We start from the raw sequence: 26,300 nt of genomic DNA on the forward strand, positions 1-26,300 counted from the left end.
CTGGAATTTGGCGCCGCCGCACGAAAGCCTTCGTCTGGCGCGCACTCGTCTCAAGCTGCTCAGCTCCACCCAGCTGCGCAACCACTCTCGTCCAGTCCTCGTTCAGAAGCGATTCGTCTGCCATGCCCCTTGGAATCACGTGTGATTCCAACACTCAAGAATAAACTTAACGCCTATGGGGAAGGCCGGGTGCAGACTGGCACCCGCGGTCTGCTGCGCGAGTAGCGCACGCAGAAAGAACCGCACAGCAGCATACAGGTGTAGCCAATCACTCGGCCTTCCCTGCGCGATGGTCGGACGGCTTATGCCGCGCTCTCCCGGGAGCCGAATTCCCTCTGGCCTCCCTCACCTTCGCGAAAGTCGCTAACACCGCGCCGGTTGACGCCACTGTCACATTCGCCAAGGCTCGACCGTAGCAACGACGGCCAGGACCACACGGTTTTGCCGTACGCACGGCCCGCCATTTCGCCGCAGTTTTCCCAGCCCCGTCGACGGAGCCGGAAACTTACAGGCGAGACGAACCTGACAGCGCCGTTCGTCCGCACGAAGCCTCGGGCTCACGGAGAGCAATCCGCCCTGCCCTTGGCTTGTCGCGCCCGACGCTGCTGCGTCCACCGCAAGCCCAGCTCGCGACAATGACGACCTCATGATCGCCCTCAAGGATGAGCCGGGATGGGCAACACATACGTTATTTCCGAATTTCGGTAAAGCGGAATATTTCGATGCAGTGGGATTGACACGGGAGCGAAACACCGAGCTTCCCGGCGTCATTCCGGGGCGCCGCAAAGCGGCGAGCCCGGAATCCATTTAGCCGATTGCCCTGCCGCCCGATGGATTCCGGGCTCGATGCTGCGCATCGCCCCGGAATGACAGGAGGGAGAGCGTCACCCCCTCCGCGGCACCGGCGTTCCATCCGCCATCGTCGTCACGCCCTTACGCTCCACGATCATCTCGTAGGCCCGCGGCTGGCGGTGGACGTCGAAATTGAAGGTGGTGCGCTTGTAGGAGTTGCAGAGATCGAGATCGCAGCGCGCAAGCGCGATCTCGTCGCCCTTGGTGGTGCAGGCCGCGATGATCTCGCCCGAGGGCGCGATGATGCAGCTGCCGCCGATCTGATCGACGCCCTCCTCGAGGCCGGCCTTGGCGACGCCGACCACGAAAGTGCCGTTCTGATAGGCGCCGGCCTGCATCACCAGGTGATTGTGGAACAGCGAGAGATCGTCATGCTCGGGCGCGGGCGGATTGTGCACCGGCGTGTTGTAGCCGATCAGCACCATCTCGACACCCTGCAGGCCCATCACGCGATAGGTCTCGCTCCAGCGGCGGTCGTTGCAGATCGCCATGCCCATCTTGCCGCCGAAGGCATCGACGACGCCGAAGCCGCCGCCCGGCTCGAAATAGCGCTTCTCCAGATGCTGAAACGCGCGCCACGGCTCGTGCTCGGCGTGGCCGGGCAGATGGACCTTGCGGTACTTCCCGACGATCGCGCCGCTCTTGTCGACGAGAATGGAGGCATTGTAGCGCCTGGCGATGCCGGCCTCGGTCGTCAGCTCGGCGTAGCCGAGGTAAAATCCGATGCCGATCTCACGGGCGAGGTCGAACAGGGCTTGCGTCTCCGGCCCCGGCATCTCGCGCTCGAAGAAGCTGTCGGTCTCGGCCTGGTCCTCGAAGTACCAGCGCGGAAAGAACGTGGTCAGCGCCAGCTCGGGATAGATGATCAGGTCGCAACCGCAAGCCCGCGCCTGGCGCATCAACGCCATCAGCCGCGAGACCACCGCGGTCCTGCTCTCGCTCCTCGCGATCGGGCCAAGCTGGCCGGCTGCGATGGTCACAAATCTCGCCACGTGTCATTCCTTCGTTTTTCCGAGTGCGCCGGGCTTGGGCCGACGCCGCACGCACAGGCCGCCTCGGCCCTTCGTCCTGATGGCACAATCAAATTTCGTGCCTGCGGGTATCTTCGTGCGGACGCCAGACGAGCGCGCGCCGAAACTCAGGGAATTTCGTTGCCGATCTGCAACGGTTCCCCACGGTCTGAAGCCGGACAAGACAAACTCCCATTCCGGCCACGAACCGCTCTCACAAGGCCGTGAGACTATCAGGGGAATGACGATGCGTGCACAACGCGTTTGGAAAGTGAATGGGGCCGCAAGCATCGGGCAGCTCCAATCCAGGCTGGACGACCTGAACAAGCGTCTCAGCCAACTCGAAAACCAGAATCCGGAGAATTGGAAGCTCGAAGAGCTGAGATCTAGCGCGCTCCGCCTGTCGCGCGAGATCGACGACATCCGCTGCGCCGAGGCGACGGCGGCCTTGAGCGAGCTGCTGCGGAAGTAGTCCGGCCGCCGATTCGCATCGCGTGCAAGGAACCAAGCTCCACGGCGGCTATTTCCATGCAGAGCATGGAGCAAGATCATCGCGCCACATCGCGCTGTGAGGGATTTCGCATGACATCGGACCCCGAGGAGTCGGTGCGGTTGCAGGGCTACGGCGAGATGACGCTGCGCACGGCCGTCGAGACGCTGATGCTGCTCGCGCCGCGCGAACGATCCGAGGCCGCCGTCTTCCGCGTCCGTGATGGCGTGCGCCTGGCGCAAAGCGAGATCGCCGAGCTCGCATCAAGCTGGGGCATCGAGCCGGCGCCCCACGTGCGATCGCCGAGACTGGTCCCGGAGCAGCACTGGCCGGACATCGTGCGCGCCATGGTGCGCGAAGCTCCGCTGCCGTCGCTGCTGGTGGCGTTTCTGGTGGGGGTGTTGGTGGCGCGGCGGTAGTCCTGCAACAACCGCCGGCTACGGCAGGATCGATCATTTCTGCTCGTTTGCTTTCATCTCTTCGGCGTAGGGACGCAAAGCCACGGACATGTCGTCGAGGCGCTTCTGCCACTCAGCACCGGGCATGAAGGCGATCACCGGCTCGTCGCCGGGCGAGCCCGTCAGGTATTCGGGATTGCGCAGCCCCTCCGCAATCCCGGCTTCCAGCTTCCTGACGATGTCGTCCGGAACGGCCTTGGGGACCGCAAAGCCGCGCTCGGCCGTCGACGTGACCGGAAAGCCCACCTCTTCTGCCGTCGGAACATCGGGCAGCGATGCAAAGCGCTTCTTCGACAGGATCGCGATGACGCGAAGTGGTCCCTTGTTGGTGCCATGCAGCTCGGGAATCTCGCTGAGACTGACCATTCCGACTTCCAGATGCCCACCCAAAAGATCGGTGCGCTGTGCCGCCGTTCCTCTGTAGGAGATTTCGTTGGGCTCGACCTTCGCGACGGCCGCGAGCATGCGAATGGCCAGATGGCCGTTCGTGCCGGCGCCGTTGTGACCGAAGCTCACCGAGCCCGGCTTGCTGCGAAGCGCGGCTATGACAGCCGACAGATCCTCAAATCTGCTGTTCGCGGGCACCACGATCACGTTCGGATCTTCGACGACCCGTGCGACCAGCCGAATCTCGTCCGTGGTGTATTGGGTTTTGCGGGTCATCGGCAGGAAATTGTAGCCCGGCACGTTGACGACACCCATCGCATAGGCATCGGGCGCTGCGCGCGCGATCGAGGCAAACGCAATCTCGCCGCCGGCGCCGGGCCTGTTCAGGACGACAAATTTCGCCTTGCCGCCAAGCGCGCGCTCGACAAAGGGCAGCAGCTTGCGAGCCATGACATCGGTGCCGCCGCCCGGCGCAAAGCCGACCACGACCTCGATCGGCTTGTCGTCCGGCCACGCGGCCCATGCCGATCCGGAGGCGGCAAAGCCAAACGCTGCAACGAGCGCGACGATTGTCCTATTCATGATTTCCAACCCTGTTCTTGTTATTGGCCGATTGCGCAACCGGCTCTTGGCGCATTTAGCCGGCGGCATGATGGGATGGCAACCGGTCTCCCGCGCGGGAGCTTGCGCCGCGCGCCAGCGACTTCAGCGACGGCGGGACGAGTTGCCTTCGGCCGCCGCCATTGCGGCTTAATTTATTGCCCGTGTGAACCATTTCACACGCTTGGCACAAACGACATCGCTAGGCTGACATCCTGGAGGCGAGGTCCGTCCCCGCCGCAACTGCAATAACATTGTGACAGCGCGCAGGACGGGTTGAGCGAAGCGAAACCCATCGAAATCACCTCTACGAGATCAAGTGATGGGTCTCGCAAGGCTCTACCCATTCTACGAGCTGCCTATCGCGCCGGACCCATGCAGCGCGCTGCGCGCAGCCGTGAGGAGCTGTTCAAGCCGCTCGGACTGAGACAGCAACTGACTTGTCGTGGCCCCGCTCGGCAATTGGTCGATGAACGATCGGATGCAGGAGTTCGCGAGATCGAGCACGAAGATCGCTCGTCGCAGATCCTCAGTCGACCGAAGCTGCCGACCTTCAACTATTGAGACGAGCGTAGCGGCCTGCGCCAAAACAGTTGACGGCCCGTAGTGCCACGGCTTTGCCCGACCGTGTGGGCATGGGCGAAGCCCACGGAATTTCAAGACCGTAGACATGAGCTCTGCAATCTCTGGGCTTCATGCCCATTTCGCATCAAAAGCAACAAGCAAACAAATTGGACAAGCTACAAACCGCGCTCTCGTGAAGTAACTTTCACGCGGAACCTGTTAACAGCGGCTATATCCTGAGCGGCAAGCGGTTACGAATACCGAACACACCAGAAGAATCGATGTCGAAATTCTGCAGGCGTGGGAGATGGAAAGCCTGGCCCCGTAATACTCCGGGGATCAAACGTTGCGGCAGATCAAGCGGCCATGAAGTGGTAGCACTCATATCGTGATGCAACCACTCAGAGGCCCGATGTGCAGGGACGGTCTACCGATACTTACGCCTCGATTCTTTCGCTTCAGCGATGTCGACGAGTTCCGCAGCGCAGTGCGAAACCTGGACGTTGAATTTACACCGTTCGTGCGGAAAATCTCCGCTGCGCAGGTCATTCTGAGCCTGCCGGGTTGCGACATCAATTTCACGCAATCCTTTCCACGAATAGTCGAAGGCCAGCTCGGCCCGAATTGTACCGCCGTAGCGTTCTCGATGGATGACGGGGCGCCAATTCGGTTCAACGGCGTGGAGAGAGATCGGTCGGTCATTACGATCGGCGGGGGCGGCTCGGTTTACACCACCGTTGAACGAACTGCGCACCAGTACACGTCAATCGTCTTCACGAAGGACATGCAAGACCGTGGTTGGCCCGAAACAGGACCCAACTGGAAGGTATTTGAAACGGACGCGACCGCAGAACATCGGCTGCGCGAACTGGTGAGGCAGATCCTGTTCAATTCCGGGAACATCGCCGCTTCGGATGCGAACGGGATTTCGCTTGCGATCCGTGAGTCCCTTCTTGCCGCGATCGATGCCGCGTTCGCCGCAATTGTCGATGCGAAGTGGGCCTCTCGCGCGAACTCCATTCGTCAATTCAGGATCTTCCGGGACATTCAGGCCGTCTTGTCCGGGAGCATAGGCCGGCCGGTCTACAGCGAAGAGCTGGCGCGCCAAGTTGGCGTCTCGGTACGAACCATGCACGATACCGTTCAGCGGTTCCGGGGAATGAGCCTCCATCGATATCTACGCCTGAGGCGGCTATGGCTTGTCCGACAACAATTGCTGGCGGGGGCCGGCACCGTCAAAGCCTGCGCACTTGCCTGCGGATTTTGGCATATGGGTGATTTCGCGCGGACCTATCGTTCGCAGTTCGGCGAGGCGCCTTCTGAGACACTGACCAGATCGCCGCGATCGATGCTTCGCGAGGATGCCCGTGAAGCGTAGCAGAACGGACGAAAGCGCGCGCCTGCCTCTGCGCGATCCTTGTCGCGAGCGAAGATCAGCTCGAAGACGCATCCATGGCCAATCCCGAGATCAGGAGGCCGGTGTCGCCATCTTCCTTGCCGGAAACCGCTTCAGGATTGCGACGACTTCGTCGTCGCTGACCTGGCTGAAATCACGGTAATAGTAGCCGATTGCACCAAAATCCCGCGGCGTATCCAGGCAAACGATCGCGTCGACCTCCGTGTGCAGCCTCTGCAACGTGTCGAGCGGCGCGACCGGCACGGCAAGGACCAATTCCCTGGGCTCGCGCTTTCTCAGCGCCCGGATCGCTGCGAGCGTTGTCGCGCCTGTCGCAATACCATCGTCGACGACGATCGCGACCTGCCCTTTGACGTCGGACCGTGCGCGGTCGCCGAGATAACGTTCGCGACGCCTCTCGATCTCGGCAAGCTCTTTCGTGCAGATGGCGTCGAACGTCTCCTCATTCACGGCGGTGAAATCGATGACGTCCTGGTTGCGAACGACGACCGGTTGATCTCCGTCGACGACGGCGCCCATCGCAAGTTCCGGCTGCACGGGCGCGCCGATCTTGCGCACCAGGACCAGATCGAGAGACGCTTCCAACCGTTCAGCGATCTCAGCCGCCACGGGAACTCCGCCGCGAGGCAGTGCCAGAATCACGGGATGGCGGCTCTTGTACTTCAAGAGAGCCCCAGCCAGCTGGCGGCCGGCGTCTTCTCTGTCCTGAAACAGCATGTCGGTCATCCGCTTGAGTTTCGGACAGACTATTGCTCCGCTGCCCCCGATCGTTGATCGGCGTCAAACCGCTTCTCACTTCGTTTGGCAAAAGGTCGTCATGCTGGACGACCGCCAGAACGAACCTTCGATCCGGGATGCCGATAACGACAGCATCTCTGCCCTTGCGCGCAAGGTGGCGTTCCTGAATCGCCCTGAGAGCTACACCCCCGTCCCTGATCGCATTCAGACACGCGAGACCCACATGTCCTGGGTCTTCATGAATGGCGCCCGAGTGTACAAGCTCAAGAAGCCGGTCCGCTTTCCCTATCTCGACTTCTCGACGCCGGCTCGCCGCAGGATGGCGTGCCTGGCGGAAGCTGCCCTCAACCGCCGGCTCGCACCCGACGTTTATCTTGGCGTCGTTCCACTGACCGAAACGGCCTCGGGATACGCGATTGACGGCCCTGGTCCCGTGGCTGATTGGCTCGTCGTGATGCGCAGGCTGAGCGAGGACGAAACGCTCGACGCCAGGCTCCGCATTGGCAGCGCTCGCCGGACCGACGCCGAGCAACTGGCCGTGGTTCTCGCACGCTTCTATTCGCACGCCGCGCGGATCTTGATCGCTCCGGAGACTTACCTGGCTTCGCTGCACGAAGCAGCCGTGCTTGATTGGCAAATACTGCTGAATCCCCGCTTCGACCTGCCATGCGGCAAGATCTTGCGTATCGCATCCGTCCAAAAGCGATTTCTCAAAGAGAGGGCTTCAATGCTCATCGACCGGGTCTCGCGAAGGCTTATCGTCGATGGCCACGGCGACCTGAGACCGGAGCACCTCTGGCTAACACCTCCCCATCCCATCATCGACTGTCTCGAGTTCAATGCCCGTCTGCGGGCCAGCGATGCGTTGGATGAGATCGCATTTCTGCACCTGGAATGCGAGAGGCTTGGCGGCCGGCGGTTCGGCGATGCGATCCGACAGCGGCTGGCGCGCGTGCTACACGATGCCCCCGCGAGCGGCGTATTCCTGTTTTATCGACTTGGCCGCGCGATGCTGCGAGCGCGCTTGTCCATCGCGCACTTGTTCGACGCGCATCCGCGCACGCCTGAAAAATGGCCTCGACTTGCGCAGACCTATCTCACGCTCGCCGCATCCGATGCGAAGCGGCTTGAACGGCTTCTCTCGGGCAGATCGAGCTGATCTCGTTCAGGCCTGGTACATCAGGAGGTCGGCGATGGATTCGTTCTGATGCAACCGTCTCATGGCCTCGGCCAGCAGCGGAGCTGCCGAGATCACCTCGAGCTTGGCAAGCACGGGCCCCGGAGGAAGCCGGAACGGCGGAACGGTGTCTGTGGCGATGATGCGGTCAACGGACGCGTCCGCAAGTACGGTTTCAGCCCCCGGCATGAACAGGCCGTGGGCAACGCACGCAACGACGTTTCTCGCACCATGAGCCCGCGCTGCCCTGGCAGCACGAACCAGGGTGCCGCCGCCGCTGATGAGATCGTCGACGACGACGCAGAACGCATTCGTCACCTCACCGGCAAACAAATCGCCGGACACGCGACCCGAGCTGCGATGCTTCTCGACGAAAGCCTTGCCTATCGGCCTTCCCAGGGCCTGCTCCAGCGCTTCCCGCAACAGATCGGCTCGCTTCCCACCGCCCAGATCCGGCGAGACAACGCTGATCGGCCTGTCGCCTGCGATCGATTTGATCTTTTCGATCAGCAGCGGTGCGGTGGTGAGTGCAACGGACGGACAGCGAAATGCATTTTCGAAGGCAGCCTCATTATGCACATCGAGCGTGACGATCCTGGTTGTGCCGACCGCCTCGAACAGAGACGCCAGATAGCGGAGGGTCACGGGATCATTCTCTTTCGTGCGGCGATCCTTTCGCGCATAGCAGAGATAGGGCGTGACCGCGGTCACGCTCGCAGCACCTGCATCCCTCAGTGCTCCGATGAAGAACAGCAGGCGACAAAGCTTGTCGTTCGGGCTTTCGACCGGACCGCCGTGAAGACTGTGAACGACAAAGGCGTCGCAACCGGCGACCGTATCGAGCGGACGGATCTTGTGCTCGCCGTCTTCAAAGCTGCGCTCTTCATGGGCGGCCAGCGAGCAGCCCAACGAGGTCGCGATTTTCTCGCCCAGCTCCGTGCTTCCATTCAGCGCGAACAGGCGCAGCCGATCGCTCCGCGTCAATGCGGTACGGGGCATCCAGCTACTGTCCATCATAGGCACACCACCCATTGAGACGAGGAATCATCTACTCCCGCATGCCATGTTTGCCGAGGAGCTTGACTGTGCTGGCCTGAGGCCCCTTTTCCCCGAGCTCCTCGACATAGCTGACGCGCGTGCCGGCGGCGATGCCTGCGCGACCTTCCAGAACACTGTTGCAATTGAAATAGACCTCATGGCCGTCGGCCGCTTCAAGGAAGCCGAACTCGCCGCTTGGATCGATCCGCAGCACCGTCCCCACCGGCTCCGCTTCATGCAGCTTGGTCTGGCCGTGCATCACGCCAACCTGGTCCTGCAACTGGCGTCGCGCGCGCTTGAATGCATCATCCACCGCAAAGGTCAGGTCGGCATACCTTTCATCCTTCGTGGGCGTTCGTCCGACATTGACCTCGCGCCCTTCGGGAAGGGCGAGTCGGATGCTGACCTGGTACTGACCGCCCGTCTTGTGACGTTCGCCGGGGCCACGCACGATGATGCGCCCTGCGGTCGCACGACCGAAGCGCTTCTCCAGCTCGGAGATGTGCTGGTCAATCGCCGCTTGCAGGTCCGAGGACGGCGTCAGGTCTTCGAATTCGATTTGCGCCGGGGTTTGCATGATCTCGCTCCTCAGATAAAGCGAGCAATCTGAGCACGCCGCACGCCCATGGCTTTGCGCAAGATCAATCCAACCCGATGGCCAACTCCCGCACGGAACCTTGAGGCACGTCAAGGCAGGCCAGCGCAAGGCTGCAACTAATCGACAATCTGCCTCCGACCCGGGAGTAACATCATGAGCGCATCCACCGGTGTGACTGCATTGGACCATACGGTCCAGGAGACCAACGCTTGGCTCAAGGCCATCGATGAGCAGCTGGCCTTGGAGAACCGTCATCAGGCCTACAATGCGCTACGGGCCGTGCTGCACGCGCTGCGCGATCGTCTGCCGCCGGAGGTCGCCGTCAAGCTCGGTGCCCAGTTGCCGATCATGGTGCGCGGCCTCTACTACGAAGGCTGGCACATGGCGGCGACCCCGACGAAGGAACGGCACGTCGAGGAATTTGCAGCGCACGTCGCCCGGGAGCTTCCTCCTCAGTTTCCCATCAATCCGCTCACCGCGGCCCGCGGCGTCTACGAGGTGCTTTGGGAAAAGCTGGATCCCGGCGAGTTCGAAAAGCTGATGTCACACCTGCCGGCGCAGTTGAGGAATTTGCAGGGCTGACCGGAGCGGGGGCATCCATGCCCATCGATCGACCGCATGACGTTCTCATTCCACCGCTTGGATTGTCAGGAACACTGACGCTCCCGATCAACGCCCGCGGTCTGGTCGCCTTCGCGCACGGCAGCGGTTCGAGCCGATTCAGCCCGCGAAATACAATGGTTGCGGGATCGCTGAACGAGCGCGGCTTTGCGACACTGCTGTTCGATCTTCTCACGCAGCAGGAGGAGCATGATCGCTCGAACGTCTTCAATGTTGGAATGCTCGGAGAGCGGCTGGCGGCGACGGTTGACTGGCTTCAAACCCAGGAGCCCGCGATTTCCAGCCTTCCTGTCGGATTGTTCGGCGCCAGCACCGGTGCCGCGGCTGCCCTTATCGCGGCGGCTCAGCTCCCTCACCGAATTGCCGCGGTGGTCTCGCGTGGCGGACGCCCCGATCTCGCCGGCGAGGCCCTGCCCCATGTCCGGGCGCCAACCCTGTTGATCGTGGGAGGCGCCGATTTCGGCGTGATCGAGCTCAATAAGACGGCGCTCACCTGGCTTCGCGGGCCGACCGCGCTGGAGATCATTCCTGGCGCAACGCACCTGTTTCCCGAGCCGGGCGCGATGGATGCCGTGATCGACCATGCCGGTCGATGGTTCGAGCGATATCTGCGAACGCCACCGTTAGTCCGCGCCGCAAGCTAGGAGAAGAACCATGAAACTCATGTCGAGCGTACCCTGATGGCGAACATTATGGTAGCAACCGACGGATCGAGAGGCGCATGCCGCGCGGTTGATGTGGCAGCAGAACTTGCCAAAGCATTGGCATGCGATCTCCTGATCGTGACGGTTGCGGATCAACTGCTCGGCGAGGAGGTCCGACAACTTCCCCACACTGGAGCCACGGCCGGCCGCGATCAAGTTGCTCGCCAGGTAGGCTCCCGCGCTCAGCGATACCAGCAATGACCGCGTCGGCAGACGCGATGATGCGGATAAATCCAGCGCGGGCCCCAGCACGAGCGATACCAGTGATAGCCAGTTTCGCCCAAACGGTAGCAACCCGCCACCGCGCTGGTAGGTGCCAGAGCGCCAAGCGCGACGATTGCCACGACGGCGGCGAACATGGCGAGTTTTCGCATCGTTCTCTCCTCGAAGTGTCCAGGAACGACTTGAAATGTGTTCACTAGCGGTCTCGCGCGCGTTGACGTAGATCAACGCACGCGTGCGTCTTGTCGGCCCTGTCTTCATCGCCCTTCGGACCAGAAGCGACGCGCTGAAGCGGCCGGGTAGCAAGCTCTTGGGGCGATCGACCGCGTTGCTAGCTGTAGAAGATACCTCCGTCGACGTTGAGGGCCTGACCGGTCACAAACGCAGAATCATCAGACGCGAAGAACGCCACGGGCCCGACGACGTCCTCCGGCTGCCCGAGCCGATGCAGGTCCGTGACCTTCTCGAAGTAGGCGACCCGCTCGGGATCGCGGAGATTGTTCATCCCCATCTCGGTCACGATGATGCCCGGGCATACGGCATTGACCGTGATGCCGTAGCCTCCGAACTCCATGGACGAAACCCGGGTGAAGCCGACCACCGCCGACTTCGATGCGGCGTAGTGGGACTGTCCTGGACCGCCCGTTCGGGCAGCGAGCGAGGCGATGTTGACGATCCGCCCGTATTTGCGCTCCTTCATATGTGCCACCACGGCCTGGGTCATCTGGAAGACGCCGCGCGTGTTGACGGCGAACGTCTGATCCCACGTATCGGTCGTCAATTCGTCGATGGTCGCCAGCCTGAGTATCCCCGCATTGTTGACGAGGACATCGATGTGACCGAGCCCCTGAACGGCTTCGGCCACGGCCCGCCTGCAATCGCCGAGGTCGCTGACATCGCCCAGCACTGGAATGCAGCGGCGGCCCAGCTCCTTGACCTCTGCGACGGTCTCAAGGAGGACCTTCTCCTGGGCGGCGATGTCGGTCAGCGCGAGATCGTAACCGCGCCTGGCAAGGCCAATGGCAATCGCACGACCAATTCCGCGGCTTGCTCCCGTCACGATCGCATGTCGGGCCATGTTGCGTTCTCCCCTGTTGTTCGGATGAATGGTTTTTTGCCGATGTGAAAAGATCAGGCGCGAGCAGGCTTGCGGACCGGGAGCGTGTTCATGGCCCTCACGGTCTCCTCGAACGATACGAGATTGGCGCCCGAACCCAGCCCCGTCGCGACGATCGCGGCCGTCGCGGTCGCAAGCTTGGCGCAGTCGAGCAGGTCCCAATCGCGGGCGAGACCCGCGATGAAGCCGCCCGTGTAGGAATCGCCGCATCCCGAGGTATCGCGGACCGCGACGTCGAACGCCGGCACCGTGAACTGACGTCCGTCGCGTGTCATCACGAAGGAACCATCGGCACCGAGAGAGATGGCGCAGGCCCGCGCGCCCTTCTCGATGAAGAACCGCGCACACGCGGCGGGATCGTCGGTTCCGACCATGGCACTGGTCTCATCGATGCTCGGCATGAAGAAGTCGACATAGGGCAGCAGCGGCTCGACCAGCGCCAGCGTTTCACGCCGCGCCTGGATGAGATCGAGCGTCGTCGTACAACCGGCCGCCTTCGCCTCGCGCAGCAATGCGACGGAAGGCGCTCCATCCATCGCGAGCAGGGAGCCGACCCCGCCGAGATGCAGAATCTTGCTCCGGCAAGCGGCCCTTTGCGTCTCGGGTGCGATCCGCCAGCGGGCGGAAGCGCCTCTTGCGTGCATGACCGGACGCGAGCCGTCGGGCCTGATCGGCAGGATCGTGGCCGAGGTCGGACTGTCGGCCATCCGCTCCATGAGAGAGATGTCGATGCCTTCACGCTCCAGCGCGTTCAGCATCCAGTCGGCCTTCTCGTCGGAGCCGACGGCGCCAACCGCGAGCGCCTTCAGACCGAGTCGCGCGCAAGGAACGACGGTTCCGCCGGCGGTGCCTGCGACCGCCAGCCGAATTTCTTCGATCAGCAAGCGGCCGCCACCGGGCGGAATCTCGGTCACCGGGACCCCCAGAATATCCAGAATATAAGTGCCGCAGACGCTGACGTCGTGAGAGTGTGCCATGAGTTCTCGCAGGACAGTGGTTTGATCGTGATCTAGCTCGAACGCTGGGGGATCTTGGGCGTGCCGTCGTTATCGCGCAGACCGTACTGCCCCCATCGCTTCAAAATGCTGTCGATTTCCTCGTCCGGCAGCAGCGGAGGAGAACCAAGCTGGAGACAGCCGTGATACTGCTTGGCGAGCATCTCGACCTCCACCGCGAGCCACATGGCCTTGCGCAGGTTGGGACCGATGGCGATCAGCCCGTGATGTGCGAGCAGGCAGGCGCGGCGATAGCGAAGCGCGTTCAGGGCCGCCTGCGACAGCTCGGCCGTGCCGTATTGGGCATAGGGCGCGCAGGGGATGTCGTTGCCGCCGGCTGCGGCGATCATGTAGTGAATCGCAGGGATCGAGCGATTCATGATCGCGATGATGGTGCAGAAGACCGGATGGGCGTGAACGACGGCGCCAACCTCGGGCTTCGATTTCAGGATGTCGAGGTGAAAACGCCATTCCGTCGACGGCACGTTGCCGGCCGACGCGGTCCATGAGCCATCCCACTTCATGGCCACGATATCTTCGGGCTTCATGCGGTCGTATGGAAGACCGGACGGCGTGAGCAGGATGCCGTCGTCGGTTCGGACGCTGATGTTTCCGGACGTTCCCTGGTTGATGCCTTGCGCCGCCATCTCGCGACAGGCGTCGATGATGGATTGACGAAGCTCGAGCTCTGCTTGGCGGCCGGTCATTCGCTGCCTCCACTCTCGTTCATGCCATTGCTCCAAGCTGAACCTGCCGGTCGACCAGCAGCCACGTGGTTCGTGCCATCGCCAACACGTCCTGCTCCGAACTCAACAAAGCGCTTTCGGCAAAGAGCTTGCGGCCCTCCCGCCCGGTCGGCCACGCCACCACCACACATCGATCTCCGGGACGCGGCCGGCGATCGACCCGTGCTGCCATGCGTCCGAGCAGGGCCGTCTCGTCACCGTTCAACCCCAGGTGACGTGCGCCCACGCTGCAATAGCCGGTCGGGCAGTCGAGAGCGGCCCAGACGAATTCGGGCGCGACATGGCCGTCCTCGCCGGACAGGTTGACATGAGGCACCCAGGACGCCGCGAACACGACGGGCTTGCCCGGGACTTCCCCCGCCTGCAGCGGACCTGCGAAGATCCGGAGACCGTCGCCATGGGCGCGGGCGGGGCCGCAGACGAAGCAAGTCGGAAGGTTGTGGGTCTGCTCGTCGTAGGGTGTTCTGCCGACCGCTGCTTCGGCCGCCTCGTAGCTCACCCTGGGAATGTCCGGAACATCGATGCCTGCCACACGCGCTGTCGCGAGCAGCCTGCCGTTCTCGCGTAACTCGATCCCGCCGCCGGTCCCCGTCAGGACGTCGAGCGGCCGCTCCAGCGGCGGCGGGGCACGCAACGTCACTTCGGCGTCTCCGGCGACGTGCCTTGCGAGACGTCCGCATACATAGCCACCGTTGCCGGAGTTCGGCGGTCCCCGGAAGCGACTGTCGATGACAAGCGATACCATTGCAGTCTTCGTCCGAGGCGTTCAGCGTCCCATCGCGAAGAACTCGTCATTCGGACGCATGCTGGTGACGTTGGCGAGGCGGTTCGACATGCCGAAGAATGCAGCGATGGCGGCAATGTCCCAGACGTCCTCTTCCGTGAATCCGTGTCCCTTGAGATCCTGGATGTCGGCGTCGTCCACCTCATAGGCGCGCGCCGAGACCTTCATCGCGAAATCGAGCATCGCCCTTTGCCGCGCGGTGATATCAGCCTTGCGGTAGTTGACCGCGACCTGGTCCGCGATCAGCGGATTCTTCGCGCGCACGCGCAGGATGGCACCGTGTGCGACGACGCAATACTGGCATTGATTGGCGCTGCTGGTCGCCACCACGATCATCTCGCGCTCGGCCTTGGTGATCGGCCCGGGCTTGTCCATCAGCGCGTCGTGATAGGCGAAGAACGCCCGAAACTCGTCCGGACGATGCGCAAGCGTCAGGAAGACGTTGGGGACGAAGCCGGACTTCTCCTGAACCGCCTCGATGCGCGAGCGTATATCCGTAGGGAGCGTCGCGATGTCGGGGACGGGAAAGCGGCTGATGGCGGGCGCAGACATGTTCCAAGCTCCTGTTAGACTGCCGCGAGCGCGACGAGCGTTTCCTGATAGGCCTCGAACGCATCGCCCCGATCGGCGGCGTGCGGCTCGACTCGCACGAGGCAGGTGTGGGCCGAACAGCCCTGGCCGAATTGAGACGTGCCGATATCGAGCGTGAGCACGTTCGGATTGCCGGCGACATCGAGGCCGCTATTGCCTGTCGGTGTGAACCAGGCACCGGTCGGAAGCACCAGCACGCCCCGACGGACCTTGTCGGTGACCTCTGCCGTTGCAAGGCACTCCCCGCGGCCGTTCCAGATGCGAAGCGTCTGGCCGTCGGCGATGCCGAGAGCAGCCGCGTCGTCAGGATGAAGGCGAGCCTGTTCACGGCCATTGCGCTTCATGGCCCGGCTCGATGCGCCGGTTTCGAGCTGACTGTGAAGACGGCCGGCCGGCTGATGCGAGATGAGGTGCATCTGGCCCGCGTCGGCGGCATTGCCGAGCCATTCAGCCGGCTCGATCCACGCGGGATGCGAGCGGCAGTCGGCATAGTCCAACCTGGCCAGGGCCTCGCTGCCGAGCACGATCTTTCCGCTTTCGGTCTTGAGCGCATGCCGCTCCGGCTCGTTGCGGAAGTCGGCAAGGAAGGTGTGTTCTGCCTTGACCGGGCAGCAGGCATAGCCGGCTTTCCAGAACGCATCGAAATCCGGCATCGCGAAGCCGAAGCGCTGCGAGGCGTCGCTGCGGCAGGCTTCGTAGAGATGCCGGATCCAGCCCATTTCGTCTCGGCCCTCGTTGAACCGATCGGCCACACCGAGCTTGACTGCAATCGCGTTGAAGATCTCGAAGTCGGAACGGGATTCGCCCAGCGGCTCGATCGCCTTCTTCATGGCCAGGATGAAGTCGGAACGCCTGTTGCCGGCAAGATCGTTGCGCTCGATCGACGTGGTTGCCGGCAGCACGATATCGGCGCGTTGAGCCGTCGCCGTGAACATCGGGTCCTGCACGATGATCGTTTCGGGCCTCGTCCAGGCTTCCGACAGGCGATTGAGGTCCTGATGATGGTGGTAGGGATTGCCGCCCGCCCAATAGACCAGCCTCGTGTCCGGATAGGTGCGGATCTCGCCTTCGTAGCTGAACGGCCTGCCGGGATTGAGCAGCATGTCGCTGATCCGCGCCACCGGAATGAAGCTGTCGATCGGCCTGGTCAGCTGTGAAATGGCGGGAGAGCGGCTCAGATTGAGCGGGGCCCCCACACCCCCCAGGGAAGCGTAGCCGTAACCGACGCCGCCGCCCGGCAATCCGATCTGGCCGACAACCGATGCAAGTCCGAGCGCCGCCCAGAACGGCTGTTCGCCGTGATGGGCCCGCTGCAGGCTCCAGCTCACGGTCAGCATGCTGCGCGTGTCGACCAAGCGCCTTGCCAGCCCCGCGATCCTGTCCGCATCGAGGCCGCAGATGCCGGCGGCCCACGCGGCGTCCTTGCGCACGCCATCCGCCTTGCCTTCGAGATAGCCGAGCAGGCGATCCGCACCGCTGGTGCAGCGCGCGAGGAAATCCGTATCGTGCCGGCCCGCTTTCACGATCTCGCCGGCAAGGCCGAGCATCAGCGCCGTGTCCGTGTTCGGCCGGATCGGCCACCATTCGGCGTTGACCCAGTCGGGCAGATCGTCCTTCAGAGGAGAGACGTGAATGACCTTGACGCCGCGTTCGACGATCTGCCTGAGATAGGTTTCGAGCCGGTGGCTGCCGATTCCTCCGGCCTCGTTTTGCGCGGTTCGCGGCGACAGGGCGCCGAACACCACCAGCGTCTCGGTGTGTTGCGCGATCGTGTCGAGCGTATTGGCGCGGCCGCCGCAGGCGTCGTCGCTGCCCAGCGTGTGGCGCAGGATCACGGGACCTGCCGCGATGGAATAGGTATCGACGTGCCTGGTGAAGCCGCCAACCAGGTTGAGCATGCGCTTCAGAAGCGATGAGGCATGGTGCAGGCGGCCCGAGTTGGTCCAGCCATACGAGCCCGCGAATATCGACGCATTGCCGTAGGTGCCGGCGACGCGGCGCACTTCGTCGGCGACCAGCGTCGTCACCTCGTCCCAGCTCACCGGCACGAACTTTTCCCGGCCGCGGCCCCGGCGATCGCTCTTCTCGCGCTTGTCCAGCCAGCCGGAACGAACCATCGGTCGCAGCACGCGCCGCTCCGGGTTCGCCCATTCGGCGATCGAATGGATGATCGGGGAAGGTGCCGGATCGTGCTCGAACGGCTCCACACCCACGATGCGATCATCCTCGACGAGGATCGTGTACGCACCCCAATGGCTGCAATGCGGGACCCGCTTGATCCTGCTCATGCGTCGACCGCCCCAAGATCGCGCCGCATCTGCGCGGCGAATTCGGGATAGGTCTCGGCGAGCTCGTCGAAGACGCGGCCGCGGAGCAGGTCGAGCGTCGCTCGATCGGGCAGCGCGGTCTGCCGCGGCTCGGCGTCATGGGCGAACCGAAAGCCGGTCGCTTGCTTGATCTCCGCAAGATCGTGCCCGGGGTGAACACTCTCCAGTTCGAACCCCGGCCGCGTCTTGTCGAATCGAAAGAGTCCCTTGCCGGTCAAGAGAGCAATGGGGCCGCCGCTCCGGAAGACTCCCTCGGGACTGACACCCGGGGCACTGATGAAGTCCACCTTCTCGACGAAGACGCGCGGGGTATGCTCCTCGCGGAACAGGATGACGCGCGGCACGACGAAATAGAGATAGGCCGACCCGAACGAGCCCGGCCAGCGCACGCTCGAACGCGGATAGTCCCCGGCCCCGACGAGGTTCACGTTGCCGAAGCCGTCGATCTGGCCGCCACCGAGGAAGAACGCATCGATCCGGCCCTGGCCCGCGCAATCGAACAGCTCCGCCGAACCGTTGGTGAAGAAATTATGCTCGACAGAACCGAGGATGGAGATGCGTGGGCCGACGGCGCCGCCCGCTTCCTTCATTGCGCGCAGCAGCATCGCGCCGGCGGCGGGAATCGGAGAAGACGCGCCTACGGCGACGTGCCTGACACCGTCGAGCAGCCGCGCGATCGTGCAAATCAGCACTTCGCGAGGGAGAACCTCGGCCATCACGCGGGCTCCATCTGCGCCTGGGCCATATAGGCGGAGAAGCCGTCGGCCGTTCGCGCGGCCTTCGCATAGCGTGCGATCTCCGCGCTGTCGGGCGGATACTCGCCCCACAGACCATAGGGCCACGCCCCCTTCGGAGCGCGCGCGACGGCGGTGACGTAGAGCGCCGGCAGCACGCCGGCGGCGCTCATCTCATCGGCGAGCAGATTTTCCTCGACTATTCGCTCCACCGTGACCAGAACGGTGCGCGAAGCGTAGGCCATTGCGGCAAGCTCGCGACGCCGCCCGATCCAGACATTGCCGAAGCGATCCGCCATGGGCACGTGGAAGATCGTGACGTCGGGCTTGATGGCGGGAATCAGCACGATCGGATCGCTTCCGTCCGCCAGCGGATTGTCGACGACGCGCCAATCGCCGCGATGGCGCAGCAGATCCGTTCCGATCAGCCCCCGAAGCGGCATGAAGGGACTGCCCTTCTGCGCCGCCATCAGGCCCGCATGGATGGCGGGACACGTCGCGTCCTTCAGTCGAACCGCGCCTTCCTTGACGGCCGCGTTGAACCGGGGCGCTCCACCCGCTTCGCCCAGCGAGACGGCGCTGGTCTCCACCGTCCGGACCAGACCCGCGCCGACCAGCTGGTCGACCTGCAATCCGCCGGTTGGCACGCAGACGAGATCGAGATCGCCCGCGCCATGCTCGATGATTGGCCGCGTCATGGCCATGGAGACGCCGGCGTAATCGACCGGCAACGCCACGCGCATGCCTGGCTCGATGTGCTTCGCCATCGCGCGAGGCTCACTCAACACCATCATCCCCCCTGCTTTGTTCTATATTGTAGAACGCTATTCCAAATTATGTTAGGCGGATTTGGACGACACTGTCAATCCGGCTTCGCCGGCGAGGCCTTTGTTTGCAGAGGTCCGCGCTCGCGCAACCGATCGCTGGCGGCGTGCCATTGCGCCGGGATCAGGCAGCTCGACTTGACAAGACGCCGCGCTACGCCAACAATAATTGGAATAACGTTCTACAATATAGAACACGTTGGGAGGAAAGAATGGGTGAGCCCGCGGCTCAGCGCGCGATGCGCTCCGGCGATGCGAACGTTCGGACATTGCTGACCGGCCGCCTCCGGGAACGAGACGCGATCGGATCGAGCATCGCCGTCCGCGACGCGGTGAAAACCTACGGCAGCTTTCATGCCGTCGACCGGATCAGCATCGACATCATGCCGGGCGAATTCATCACGCTCCTTGGCCCCTCCGGCAGCGGAAAGACCACGCTGCTCAATCTCGTGGCCGGATTCCAGAGCCTCGACAGCGGCGAGATCCTCGTCGACGGAAAGCCGGTCCACAACGTGCCCACGCACAAGCGCGGCTTCGGCATGGTGTTCCAGAGCTACGCGCTGTTTCCGAACATGACGGTGAGCCAGAACGTCGCGTTTCCGCTTCGCATGGCGGGCGTCGACCGGGCGACTGCGGAGCGACGCGTCGCCGAAACGCTGGAGATCATGCGGCTGACCGAGCATGCGACGAAATCTCCCTCTCAGATGTCTGGTGGGCAGCAGCAGCGCGTCGCGATCGCGCGCGCCATCGTCAGGCGGCCCAAGGTCGTGCTGATGGACGAGCCGCTCAGTGCCCTCGACAGGCGGTTGCGCGAGCAGATCCAGATCGAGATCCGCGACCTTCACCAGACCATCGGCAGCACCATCCTGTTCGTCACGCATGACCAGGGCGAAGCCCTGACCATGAGCGACCGCATCGCGGTGCTCAACGCCGGCAGGATCGTTCAAATCGGCCGTCCGCTGGACATCTATCGACATCCGACCGATCGCTTCGTCGCCTCGTTCGTCGGCGAGAGCAATCTGGTCGAGGCGGAGATTCTGCAGAAGCGCGGATCGACGCTGACGATGAAGAACCGCGCGGGATACGTGTTCAGCGCCGAGAGCCGGGACACGATCGACGTCGGGCGCGCAACCGTGCTCGTGCGTCCGGAACGCATTGCGGTGTCGAACGAACCAAATGCGAATTCCACCCCCGTCAGCGTCACGTCTGCGATCTTCCTCGGCGAGATCCTGCGGATCGAGGCCCAAATGGAGGGCGGAGAGCCGCTCCTTATCAGGTGCACCGATATGGCCGGCCGGCCCCTGCCGGCGATCGGGGATCGTCTGCACGTGAGCTGGGGCGCCGCGGACTGCTGGGTGCTTGCATGACCTCGGCATCGATCGGCGTCCAGGCAGGCCGTCCTGCGGATCTTGATCTCGTCAGGAGGTTGAGAGATCCCGCGCTGCTGCTCCTGCCCGCGCTCGCCTTCCTCGCCTTCATCTATCTCCTCCCGCTGATCGATCTCATCCGCATCAGCGTGAGCGGGCCATCGTGGTCGTCATATTTCCAGCGGGTGTTCGCGATACCGCTCTATTGGGATTCGCTCGTGCGGACGATGCAGATCTCGGTCACGGTCGCGGGCCTGTGCCTGCTGTTCGGATATCCGACTGCGCTGCTCATTCACCGCAGTCGCGGCATCGTCCAGGTGCTGATCGCGACCGCGATCGTGCTGCCCTATTTCATTGCCATCCTGATCCGGACTTACGCCTGGATGGTCCTGCTCGGCCGCAACGGGCCGGTCAACAAGCTGCTGGTTTCGATCGGCATATTGAGCGAGCCCGTGCAGCTTCTCTTCAATCGCGGCACAGTGCTTCTCGGCATGACCGCGGTGCTTCTGCCACTGATGGTGCTGACGATCTATTCCAGCGTGGCGCGCCTCGATCAAAGCCTGACCCGCGCGGCGCTGGCCAGCGGCGCCGGGCCCATTGCGGCGTTCTGGCGCGTGTTGCTGCCGCTGACCTTGCCCGGGATGGGCGCCGGCTTCCTGCTGGTCTTCGTCGCCGCCATCGGCTTCTTCATTACGCCAACCCTGCTCGGAGGACCCGGCGACCAGATGTTTGCCATGCATATCACCCAGCAGGCAGACTCGGTCACGTCGGAGGGATTCCTGCAGGCCCTGGGCGTAGTGCTGCTGACGATCACGTTGGCGGTGGTCGCGGTGGCCGGACGCTTCCTCGGCTTCGAGTTCATTTGGGGCGGCCGCAAGCTGACGGAGGCCGCGCCAAAAGCGACTGACCGTCACGCCGCCGATGGCGGCCGCCGTAGCTTCGGCGCCTCGCTTGCCGACCTCTTCGGTTGGCCGCTGCTGCGGTTGTTCGGGCGCCTGCCGGCGAGCTGTGGGACCTGGACCGTTCGCCTCATGGGCGGCCTGGTCATCGCCATTCTCATCCTGCCGATCATCGTGGTGATGATCATCTCGTTCAGCAGTGCGAGCTACCTGACCTTCCCGCCGCCGGGCTTTTCACTGCGCTGGTATGAGCAGTTCTTTTCCGATTCGAACTGGATGCGGGCGTTCTGGACATCCCTTGTCGTCGCGGCGATGTCGGCCGCGATCGCGGTCGTGCTGGGCGCCTCGGCGGCCCTCGGCATCGTCAGGAGCAACATTCGCGGCAAGTCAGCCATCATGCTGCTCCTCGTAAGCCCGATCATCGTTCCCCCGGTCGTGCTCGGCCTGTCGCTCTACAGCCTGTTCCTGCGTTTCGATCTCGTCGGCTCCACCGTCGGCCTTGCCGCGGCGCATGCGATCGGCGGCCTTCCCATCGTCGTGGTGATCCTGTCCGCCTCGCTTCAAGGCGTCGATACCAGGCTCGAGCAGGCAGCCGCCGTCCATGGCGCGTCGTCCTTGACGGTGTTTCGCCTGGTGACGTTGCCGGCCATCATGCCGGGCCTCGCGGCAGCGACGTTCTTCGCCTTCCTGCACTCGTTCGACGAGTTGGTGCTGACGCTGTTCCTGTCGAGCGCGCAGCTGAAGACGCTTCCGCTCATGCTGTGGGGCGACATCAACTATCGGCTCAATCCGGTGCTGGCCGTGGTCTCGACGCTGGAGGTGCTGCTGGTGATCGCAGGGCTCGTCCTTGCACGACCCGTTCTCGCCACGTCGCGGAGGGCAACGTGACACATATCAATTTCAACTGGAGGAAAGAGAAAATGCTGGGAATGAAACGCTGGCGACTATCGGCTTCCGCATTGGCCTCGGCGCTGTTCGTCGCGATGGGAACGGGTCTGGCTCAAGCGCAGAGCAACGTCGTGATCATGCAGGATCCGGGCGGCGGATATGGCGATGCATTGCGCAAGGTCATGTACGACCCGTTCGAGAAGGAGACCGGTATCAAGGTCGTCACCGTCCAGGAAGCCCGTAGCGGCCCGCGCATCAAGGCTCAAGCCGAAGCCGGCAAAGCGCAATGGGACCTGACCTTCATCTTCGACCAGGAGACGAAGCTGCTCGGCGACTGCTGCCTGGCCGACATCGACTATTCCAAGCTGTCCGACGCGGCGAAACAGACGCTGGCGGCGATGCCGGACAATCTGAAGCGCAAGAAGGGCGTGGCGTTGCAGGTGATCGGCGTCGGCCTCGTCTACAACAAGGACAAGTACAAGGGGGAAAATGTACCGACGAGCTGGGCCGACTTCTGGGACGTGAAGAAATTTCCCGGCCGGCGCTGCATGCCTGCCTGGCCGCGCTTCGTGTTCGAAGCGGCGCTGATGGCCGACGGCGTGGAGAAGAGCAAGCTCTACCCGATCGACATGGAGCGGGCGCTGAAGAAGGTCAAGGAGATCAAGCCACACATCGCCAAATGGTGGACGACATCCGCACAGCCGCCGCAGCTCCTGCTCGATGGCGAGGCCGACATGTGCATGGCCTACACCGGCTCGATGAGCAAGCTCGCCCTGGAGGGCGCCCCGATCGAGCTGACCTTCAATCAGGGCTTCGTCTACTACGACTTCTTCTCGATACCCAAGGGAGCGCCGAACTACGACAACGCGCTGAAACTGCTTTCCTGGCGGCTCGAACCCAAGCGCGCGGCGCAGCTCACCTCGACCTTCCCGGTCGCCCTTCCCTCCACGGTCGTATTCGCGGCAGCGACCGACAAGAAGCTCGCCCGCTACTGGGCCAACAACCCGGACAATGTCTCGAAAGCAATCGAGTGGAGTCCGGATTATTGGGGCGCGGCTTCGCCGGCCGGAAACTCCACCAACGAAGAGTACGGGCAGGAGAAGCTCAACGCCTTGCTGGCCCAATAGGCCGGCCGGTCGGCCCCGATCCGAGAGGGATCGGGGCCGATCCCAAACGCGGGCTATTGCCGATCGCGAGGCCATGCTAGATCGAGTGAAAGATCATTCTATTTTGGCTGGTGGATGGATAAGGCTTTTGTCAAGGGATTGCGTCTCCTGGAAGCACTTGCTCTGAGCGAGCAGCCCCGTGGGGTCACGGACCTTGCGAGCGAGCTGAAGCTCACCAAGAGCAACGTGCATCGGCTGCTGATGACTTTGCAGTCCCAGGGCTATGTGCGCCAGATCCCCCCGCACAGCACTTACGAGCTCACGACCAAGATCTGGGCGCTCGGCAGCCACGTCATCCACCGGATGGATCTCATCAACGTCGCGCGGCCGGCAATGACCAAGCTCGCCGAGATCACCGGCGAAACCATTCACCTGTCCGTGCTCGAAGATACCGATGTCGTCTACGTCGACAAGATCGAAAGCGCGCACCATATCCGCGCCCATACGAGCGTGGGCATGCGCGCACCCGCTTTCACCATGGCGACCGGGAAGGCGATGCTCGCACATATGCCTGATGACTACCTGGAACGGTTCCGGCCGCATCTCAGGCGCTACACGGAGACGACGCGAACGACGATCGAGGAGCTGCGCGAGGACATCGAGCTGGCACGCGCGCAGGGTTACTCCTCCGTGCTGCATGGCGAGTGGCGCGAGGGCATCGCGGCCTGCGCTTGTGCGATCCTCGGCCGCTCCGGCGAACTCGTGGGAGCGATCGGCATGTCCGGCCCCGACACCCGCATCAAGCGCAAGCAGATCAAGGAGTACTCGGTTCACGTGATGGAGGCAGCCCGCACCATCGGCGCTGCCCTCGGCTATTCCAATAGGCCGGCGGCATACCCCGCCGTGAGAGGCTATCCCGCGCCTTCACATCAATCACGACGCACCCCCTGATGAGGCTATTTGACACCGGCGCTCGCCTCGCAACTTGACGGTGATCAGATTCAATACTGCTCTATTCCCATAGCGTCCTACTCATGCAAAGCGGTCCGAGGACGTCGCGAGCACCTCCTGAGCCGCGTAGTAAACAGCAACGAAGCAGCGTTGAACGGCTGCGCAACGGAGATCTGTTGCAATGCCCCTTCGGCATGACCCCTCTCAGGAGATGACGGTTGTCGACCCGCGCTCCGGCATTTCGTTCGCGATGTTCGACGGTCCCAAGCGAGTGATCTGCAAAGTCGATTGGGACGCTCTCGTCGATCGTGCAACGGTCGATGGCGTTGACGAAACGGACATTAGCGCGACCTATGATCGGCATCGCGAGGCCATCCAGGCGATCGCCAGCCGAAACTATGATGCGGGGCAAGCAAGTCCGATTGTGACGACTTACCAGCTCACTCCGCTTTCCTGACTCCGAGACCCTGGCCGCTTTGTAACTGCCTGGAAAGGAACGCAACAATGTCGTCCCTGCAGACCGACAAGCAAAAGCTTGCTCCGCCATGGAGCCATCACGAAATCGAGCAGGTACGGCTGCTCATTCTGGAAGGAAAGAGCTTGCATGCAGTCTCGCGACGCCTTGGAAGAACGCCACAAGCCGTCAGAAAAATTGCCAGCAGGCTAAAGCTTCCGCTTCGACCTCTTCATCTCATGAGGTGACTCTGTCGCAATCCAGCGCCGACCGACGCCATCTCAAACGGATACGGTGGATCGCTCCCGATCCAGCTCCGGCCGGCTGTCGCGACAGAAGCATGGTGAGCTCAATATTGTTGCAGCTCTCCTTGAATTTGCCTAATTATTGGATCGCGATCACATTTGATTGAGTTTTACAACCAATGCGTATCATTCAAGTTCTGGAGCCTCCCTACCCGCGGCATTTTGGCGCGCAGGCCCGATCTGAATGAACAAAACTCAGCCCCTCCCCGGACTAAAGCATAGCAGTCAGGGTTGAAGCATGAAGAGATCCAAGCCCGGTGTAGATTTCCGAGCTTGCAATGATTGCATAGGACTAGATCAGGCGAATGCCGGAGGAATTTTGGCTAACGGATTCGTTGTCTGGTTCAATAGGTTTAAGGGTTACGGCTTCATAAGGCCTGACGGCGGCGGCAAGGACGTATTCGTTCATATGTCCGCGGTCGAGGCAGCCGGACTGTCGACGCTCATCGAAGGGCAAAGAGTGAGCTACGAGCTCGCATCCGTTGCCGGCAAGGTAACAGCCAGCCGCCTGCGAGTCGGCCCCCCGGAATCCAAATCTGTAGGATGAATGGAGTTTTCGTGTTCGTTTGAGCTGTTCGCGTCACTTCCGGTCATACCGGGGCTGAAGGTTCCTGATCATGTCGTTGTAACGACCAATAAGGTCCATCAGCTCGCACCCACGGCCCGACAAGAAACCAGCAATGCTGGAATGAACGATTTGTACGGTCGCGTCGATCTGCTCCAATAGTTCTCGGCGCGCAGCGTCACAGTATTCCGCAACGAGCCCGTCAGCGATCGCCAGCTCGCTAGCAATTCTCATAGTCTCTACCGTCGACGCTTCACGCTGCGGGATAACTTGGAACCAGCGATCTGCCCGCGCACTCCGCTCAACCGCGCTCGTTCGAGGCGAGCCACCAACAACTTCCCTTTCGATGTCGATAGAGAGCAACTCAAGCGTTTCGTCGTGGAGGCGATGAAGTTCCGTAATGGAATGATCGAACGTGCTGGTCAGCTGCTTGAGCTGAAGCCACGCAAGTCTCAAATGCTGGTACGGCGACAATTGGTTATGAATCCAGGGATAATTACCGGCAACAACGCGACAGACAATGAGATCGCCGTAGACGGTCCGCAGGTTGAGGAGCGCTGCAAGCTCCGCTTTCAGGCGCTGGTGGACGGCCAATATACCGCCTGCCATCTGCTCGGGCACGAACTCGAATGACGGATCGGACAAGCGCATCAATTCTTCACCGGCCAATTCGATAATCGAGACAATCCGCTCGTCAATCTCACCGGTCGTTAGTTCATCCACCCTGCTCATTTTCATACATCCGGCCAACGCCCGGCGCTTTGGCACCTG

The 26,300-nt window shown here is 62.7% G+C and carries 29 protein-coding genes; 14 read left to right on the forward strand and 15 right to left on the reverse strand.

Going from position 1 to position 26,300, the window contains the following annotated elements:
• Window positions 1-646 precede the first annotated feature (646 nt).
• Window positions 647-811, forward strand: coding sequence for a hypothetical protein (locus JQ566_RS16705; RefSeq protein WP_212373596.1), 165 nt, complete (start codon window positions 647-649; stop codon window positions 809-811).
• A gap of 73 nt (window positions 812-884) precedes the next feature.
• On the opposite strand, the gene JQ566_RS16710 is transcribed toward JQ566_RS16705, so the two are convergent.
• A complete protein-coding gene (locus JQ566_RS16710; protein WP_212373598.1) occupies window positions 885-1,844 on the reverse strand; it encodes an N-carbamoyl-D-amino-acid hydrolase in 960 nt (319 codons plus the stop codon).
• Between the two features lie 265 nt (window positions 1,845-2,109).
• Here JQ566_RS16710 and JQ566_RS16715 point away from each other — a divergent pair, with 265 nt between their 5' ends.
• Both JQ566_RS16715 and JQ566_RS16720 read left to right on the forward strand, forming a co-directional pair.
• A complete protein-coding gene (locus tag JQ566_RS16715) occupies window positions 2,110-2,334 on the forward strand; it encodes a hypothetical protein (protein ID WP_080135715.1) in 225 nt (74 codons plus the stop codon).
• Between the two features lie 110 nt (window positions 2,335-2,444).
• Window positions 2,445-2,771 (forward strand): hypothetical protein, encoded by a 327-nt coding sequence (locus JQ566_RS16720; protein WP_212373600.1) that lies wholly within the window; start codon window positions 2,445-2,447, stop codon window positions 2,769-2,771.
• Between the two features lie 33 nt (window positions 2,772-2,804).
• Here JQ566_RS16720 and JQ566_RS16725 read toward each other — a convergent pair whose 3' ends face one another.
• Window positions 2,805-3,779 carry a tripartite tricarboxylate transporter substrate binding protein gene (locus JQ566_RS16725; RefSeq protein WP_212373602.1) on the reverse strand — a complete coding sequence of 325 codons (975 nt, stop codon included), beginning with the start codon at window positions 3,777-3,779 and terminating at the stop codon, window positions 2,805-2,807.
• 1,069 nt (window positions 3,780-4,848) lie between these two features.
• Here JQ566_RS16725 and JQ566_RS16730 point away from each other — a divergent pair.
• Window positions 4,849-5,739: a helix-turn-helix domain-containing protein gene (locus tag JQ566_RS16730; RefSeq protein ID WP_349643329.1), complete on the forward strand. Its 891-nt coding sequence runs from the start codon at window positions 4,849-4,851 to the stop codon at window positions 5,737-5,739.
• Window positions 5,740-5,829: 90 nt separating this feature from the next.
• Here JQ566_RS16730 and JQ566_RS16735 read toward each other — a convergent pair whose 3' ends face one another.
• On the reverse strand, window positions 5,830-6,495 hold the full coding sequence (locus JQ566_RS16735; protein ID WP_212374100.1) for a phosphoribosyltransferase: 666 nt from the start codon (window positions 6,493-6,495) through the stop codon (window positions 5,830-5,832).
• Between JQ566_RS16735 and JQ566_RS16740 the strand changes: the two genes are divergently transcribed.
• Entirely contained in the window at window positions 6,494-7,675 is a 1,182-nt protein-coding gene (locus JQ566_RS16740; RefSeq protein WP_212373604.1) for a hypothetical protein, read from the forward strand. The two genes, JQ566_RS16735 and JQ566_RS16740, sit on opposite strands and share 2 nt — an antisense overlap.
• A 6-nt stretch (window positions 7,676-7,681) precedes the next feature.
• Here the strand turns inward: JQ566_RS16740 and JQ566_RS16745 are convergent, their stop codons facing one another.
• Together JQ566_RS16745 and JQ566_RS16750 are read right to left on the reverse strand one after the other, a co-directional pair.
• On the reverse strand, window positions 7,682-8,710 hold the full coding sequence (locus tag JQ566_RS16745) for a ribose-phosphate diphosphokinase (RefSeq protein WP_249139516.1): 1,029 nt from the start codon (window positions 8,708-8,710) through the stop codon (window positions 7,682-7,684).
• Between the two features lie 31 nt (window positions 8,711-8,741).
• Window positions 8,742-9,308, reverse strand: coding sequence for an HPF/RaiA family ribosome-associated protein (locus JQ566_RS16750; RefSeq protein WP_212373605.1), 567 nt, complete (start codon window positions 9,306-9,308; stop codon window positions 8,742-8,744).
• A gap of 174 nt (window positions 9,309-9,482) precedes the next feature.
• Between JQ566_RS16750 and JQ566_RS16755 the strand changes: the two genes are divergently transcribed.
• The 3 genes from JQ566_RS16755 to JQ566_RS16765 are packed head-to-tail and all read left to right on the forward strand — an operon-like array spanning window position 9,483 to window position 10,855.
• On the forward strand, window positions 9,483-9,911 hold the full coding sequence (locus JQ566_RS16755) for a DUF2267 domain-containing protein (protein WP_212373606.1): 429 nt from the start codon (window positions 9,483-9,485) through the stop codon (window positions 9,909-9,911).
• The gene (locus JQ566_RS16760) at window positions 9,833-10,594 is read left to right on the forward strand and encodes a dienelactone hydrolase family protein (RefSeq protein ID WP_249139517.1); all 762 of its coding nucleotides are present in this window, start codon (window positions 9,833-9,835) and stop codon (window positions 10,592-10,594) included. The genes JQ566_RS16755 and JQ566_RS16760 overlap by 79 nt, the downstream gene beginning before the upstream one ends.
• Before the next feature lie 48 nt (window positions 10,595-10,642).
• Window positions 10,643-10,855, forward strand: a complete 213-nt coding sequence (locus tag JQ566_RS16765; protein WP_249139534.1) for a universal stress protein — start codon at window positions 10,643-10,645, stop codon at window positions 10,853-10,855.
• On the opposite strand, the gene JQ566_RS16770 is transcribed toward JQ566_RS16765, so the two are convergent.
• The 9 genes from JQ566_RS16770 to JQ566_RS16810 form a co-directional block, all read right to left on the reverse strand.
• Window positions 10,837-11,028: a hypothetical protein gene (locus JQ566_RS16770; protein WP_212374133.1), complete on the reverse strand. Its 192-nt coding sequence runs from the start codon at window positions 11,026-11,028 to the stop codon at window positions 10,837-10,839. The genes JQ566_RS16765 and JQ566_RS16770 overlap by 19 nt on opposite strands.
• A 179-nt stretch (window positions 11,029-11,207) precedes the next feature.
• On the reverse strand, window positions 11,208-11,954 hold the full coding sequence (locus JQ566_RS16775) for an SDR family NAD(P)-dependent oxidoreductase (RefSeq protein ID WP_212373608.1): 747 nt from the start codon (window positions 11,952-11,954) through the stop codon (window positions 11,208-11,210).
• Window positions 11,955-12,007: 53 nt separating this feature from the next.
• Window positions 12,008-12,970: a carbohydrate kinase family protein gene (locus tag JQ566_RS16780; protein WP_212373609.1), complete on the reverse strand. Its 963-nt coding sequence runs from the start codon at window positions 12,968-12,970 to the stop codon at window positions 12,008-12,010.
• A 32-nt stretch (window positions 12,971-13,002) separates the two neighbouring features.
• Window positions 13,003-13,695 carry an L-fuculose-phosphate aldolase gene (locus tag JQ566_RS16785; RefSeq protein ID WP_212373611.1) on the reverse strand — a complete coding sequence of 231 codons (693 nt, stop codon included), beginning with the start codon at window positions 13,693-13,695 and terminating at the stop codon, window positions 13,003-13,005.
• Between the two features lie 19 nt (window positions 13,696-13,714).
• Entirely contained in the window at window positions 13,715-14,479 is a 765-nt protein-coding gene (locus JQ566_RS16790; RefSeq protein WP_212373613.1) for a hotdog family protein, read from the reverse strand.
• Between the two features lie 21 nt (window positions 14,480-14,500).
• The gene (locus JQ566_RS16795; RefSeq protein WP_212373614.1) at window positions 14,501-15,070 is read right to left on the reverse strand and encodes a peroxidase-related enzyme; all 570 of its coding nucleotides are present in this window, start codon (window positions 15,068-15,070) and stop codon (window positions 14,501-14,503) included.
• Window positions 15,071-15,084: 14 nt separating this feature from the next.
• Window positions 15,085-17,397 (reverse strand): molybdopterin-dependent oxidoreductase, encoded by a 2,313-nt coding sequence (locus JQ566_RS16800; protein ID WP_212373616.1) that lies wholly within the window; start codon window positions 17,395-17,397, stop codon window positions 15,085-15,087.
• Complete coding sequence (locus JQ566_RS16805) at window positions 17,394-18,152, reverse strand: CoA transferase (protein ID WP_212373619.1); 759 nt, start codon at window positions 18,150-18,152, stop codon at window positions 17,394-17,396. Before JQ566_RS16805 ends, JQ566_RS16800 begins: the two co-directional genes overlap by 4 nt.
• Window positions 18,152-18,961, reverse strand: a complete 810-nt coding sequence (locus tag JQ566_RS16810) for a CoA transferase subunit A (protein WP_212374105.1) — start codon at window positions 18,959-18,961, stop codon at window positions 18,152-18,154. Before JQ566_RS16810 ends, JQ566_RS16805 begins: the two co-directional genes overlap by 1 nt.
• Before the next feature lie 245 nt (window positions 18,962-19,206).
• Here JQ566_RS16810 and JQ566_RS16815 point away from each other — a divergent pair, with 245 nt between their 5' ends.
• The 6 genes from JQ566_RS16815 to JQ566_RS16840 all read left to right on the forward strand — a co-directional run bounded on the left by JQ566_RS16815 (window position 19,207) and on the right by JQ566_RS16840 (window position 25,511).
• Window positions 19,207-20,361, forward strand: coding sequence for an ABC transporter ATP-binding protein (locus JQ566_RS16815; RefSeq protein WP_212373620.1), 1,155 nt, complete (start codon window positions 19,207-19,209; stop codon window positions 20,359-20,361).
• The gene (locus JQ566_RS16820) at window positions 20,358-22,148 is read left to right on the forward strand and encodes an ABC transporter permease subunit (protein WP_212373621.1); all 1,791 of its coding nucleotides are present in this window, start codon (window positions 20,358-20,360) and stop codon (window positions 22,146-22,148) included. The genes JQ566_RS16815 and JQ566_RS16820 overlap by 4 nt, the downstream gene beginning before the upstream one ends.
• Window positions 22,149-22,180: 32 nt before the next feature.
• Window positions 22,181-23,275, forward strand: a complete 1,095-nt coding sequence (locus tag JQ566_RS16825; RefSeq protein WP_212373622.1) for an extracellular solute-binding protein — start codon at window positions 22,181-22,183, stop codon at window positions 23,273-23,275.
• A 114-nt stretch (window positions 23,276-23,389) separates the two neighbouring features.
• Window positions 23,390-24,205, forward strand: a complete 816-nt coding sequence (locus JQ566_RS16830; RefSeq protein WP_212373624.1) for an IclR family transcriptional regulator — start codon at window positions 23,390-23,392, stop codon at window positions 24,203-24,205.
• Window positions 24,206-24,416: 211 nt separating this feature from the next.
• On the forward strand, window positions 24,417-24,662 hold the full coding sequence (locus JQ566_RS16835) for a DUF1488 family protein (protein WP_212373625.1): 246 nt from the start codon (window positions 24,417-24,419) through the stop codon (window positions 24,660-24,662).
• 621 nt (window positions 24,663-25,283) lie between these two features.
• Window positions 25,284-25,511 (forward strand): cold-shock protein, encoded by a 228-nt coding sequence (locus JQ566_RS16840; RefSeq protein ID WP_212374107.1) that lies wholly within the window; start codon window positions 25,284-25,286, stop codon window positions 25,509-25,511.
• A gap of 33 nt (window positions 25,512-25,544) precedes the next feature.
• On the opposite strand, the gene JQ566_RS16845 is transcribed toward JQ566_RS16840, so the two are convergent.
• Window positions 25,545-26,261 (reverse strand): hypothetical protein, encoded by a 717-nt coding sequence (locus JQ566_RS16845; RefSeq protein WP_212373626.1) that lies wholly within the window; start codon window positions 26,259-26,261, stop codon window positions 25,545-25,547.
• Window positions 26,262-26,300 lie beyond the last annotated feature (39 nt).

It is taken from the genome of Bradyrhizobium sp. SZCCT0231 (genome assembly GCF_018130245.1).
GTDB classification, from domain to species: Bacteria; Pseudomonadota; Alphaproteobacteria; order Rhizobiales; family Xanthobacteraceae; genus Bradyrhizobium; species Bradyrhizobium japonicum_F.

What these genes read in the sequence shown, in the direction of transcription:
- JQ566_RS16705 (WP_212373596.1), top strand. Translation starts at nt 647, where the DNA reads ATGATCGCCCTCAAGGATGAGCCGGGATGGGCAACACATACGTTATTT.
- JQ566_RS16715 (WP_080135715.1), top strand. Translation starts at nt 2,110, where the DNA reads ATGCGTGCACAACGCGTTTGGAAAGTGAATGGGGCCGCAAGCATCGGG.
- JQ566_RS16720 (WP_212373600.1), top strand. Translation starts at nt 2,445, where the DNA reads ATGACATCGGACCCCGAGGAGTCGGTGCGGTTGCAGGGCTACGGCGAG.
- JQ566_RS16725 (WP_212373602.1), bottom strand. Translation starts at nt 3,779, where the DNA reads ATGAATAGGACAATCGTCGCGCTCGTTGCAGCGTTTGGCTTTGCCGCC.
- JQ566_RS16740 (WP_212373604.1), top strand. Translation starts at nt 6,494, where the DNA reads ATGTCGGTCATCCGCTTGAGTTTCGGACAGACTATTGCTCCGCTGCCC.
- JQ566_RS16735 (WP_212374100.1), bottom strand. Translation starts at nt 6,495, where the DNA reads ATGCTGTTTCAGGACAGAGAAGACGCCGGCCGCCAGCTGGCTGGGGCT.
- JQ566_RS16745 (WP_249139516.1), bottom strand. Translation starts at nt 8,710, where the DNA reads ATGATGGACAGTAGCTGGATGCCCCGTACCGCATTGACGCGGAGCGAT.
- JQ566_RS16750 (WP_212373605.1), bottom strand. Translation starts at nt 9,308, where the DNA reads ATGCAAACCCCGGCGCAAATCGAATTCGAAGACCTGACGCCGTCCTCG.
- JQ566_RS16755 (WP_212373606.1), top strand. Translation starts at nt 9,483, where the DNA reads ATGAGCGCATCCACCGGTGTGACTGCATTGGACCATACGGTCCAGGAG.
- JQ566_RS16765 (WP_249139534.1), top strand. Translation starts at nt 10,643, where the DNA reads ATGGTAGCAACCGACGGATCGAGAGGCGCATGCCGCGCGGTTGATGTG.
- JQ566_RS16770 (WP_212374133.1), bottom strand. Translation starts at nt 11,028, where the DNA reads ATGCGAAAACTCGCCATGTTCGCCGCCGTCGTGGCAATCGTCGCGCTT.
- JQ566_RS16775 (WP_212373608.1), bottom strand. Translation starts at nt 11,954, where the DNA reads ATGGCCCGACATGCGATCGTGACGGGAGCAAGCCGCGGAATTGGTCGT.
- JQ566_RS16780 (WP_212373609.1), bottom strand. Translation starts at nt 12,970, where the DNA reads ATGGCACACTCTCACGACGTCAGCGTCTGCGGCACTTATATTCTGGAT.
- JQ566_RS16785 (WP_212373611.1), bottom strand. Translation starts at nt 13,695, where the DNA reads ATGACCGGCCGCCAAGCAGAGCTCGAGCTTCGTCAATCCATCATCGAC.
- JQ566_RS16790 (WP_212373613.1), bottom strand. Translation starts at nt 14,479, where the DNA reads ATGGTATCGCTTGTCATCGACAGTCGCTTCCGGGGACCGCCGAACTCC.
- JQ566_RS16795 (WP_212373614.1), bottom strand. Translation starts at nt 15,070, where the DNA reads ATGTCTGCGCCCGCCATCAGCCGCTTTCCCGTCCCCGACATCGCGACG.
- JQ566_RS16800 (WP_212373616.1), bottom strand. Translation starts at nt 17,397, where the DNA reads ATGAGCAGGATCAAGCGGGTCCCGCATTGCAGCCATTGGGGTGCGTAC.
- JQ566_RS16805 (WP_212373619.1), bottom strand. Translation starts at nt 18,152, where the DNA reads ATGGCCGAGGTTCTCCCTCGCGAAGTGCTGATTTGCACGATCGCGCGG.
- JQ566_RS16810 (WP_212374105.1), bottom strand. Translation starts at nt 18,961, where the DNA reads ATGGTGTTGAGTGAGCCTCGCGCGATGGCGAAGCACATCGAGCCAGGC.
- JQ566_RS16815 (WP_212373620.1), top strand. Translation starts at nt 19,207, where the DNA reads ATGGGTGAGCCCGCGGCTCAGCGCGCGATGCGCTCCGGCGATGCGAAC.
- JQ566_RS16820 (WP_212373621.1), top strand. Translation starts at nt 20,358, where the DNA reads ATGACCTCGGCATCGATCGGCGTCCAGGCAGGCCGTCCTGCGGATCTT.
- JQ566_RS16825 (WP_212373622.1), top strand. Translation starts at nt 22,181, where the DNA reads ATGCTGGGAATGAAACGCTGGCGACTATCGGCTTCCGCATTGGCCTCG.
- JQ566_RS16830 (WP_212373624.1), top strand. Translation starts at nt 23,390, where the DNA reads ATGGATAAGGCTTTTGTCAAGGGATTGCGTCTCCTGGAAGCACTTGCT.
- JQ566_RS16835 (WP_212373625.1), top strand. Translation starts at nt 24,417, where the DNA reads ATGACGGTTGTCGACCCGCGCTCCGGCATTTCGTTCGCGATGTTCGAC.
- JQ566_RS16845 (WP_212373626.1), bottom strand. Translation starts at nt 26,261, where the DNA reads ATGAGCAGGGTGGATGAACTAACGACCGGTGAGATTGACGAGCGGATT.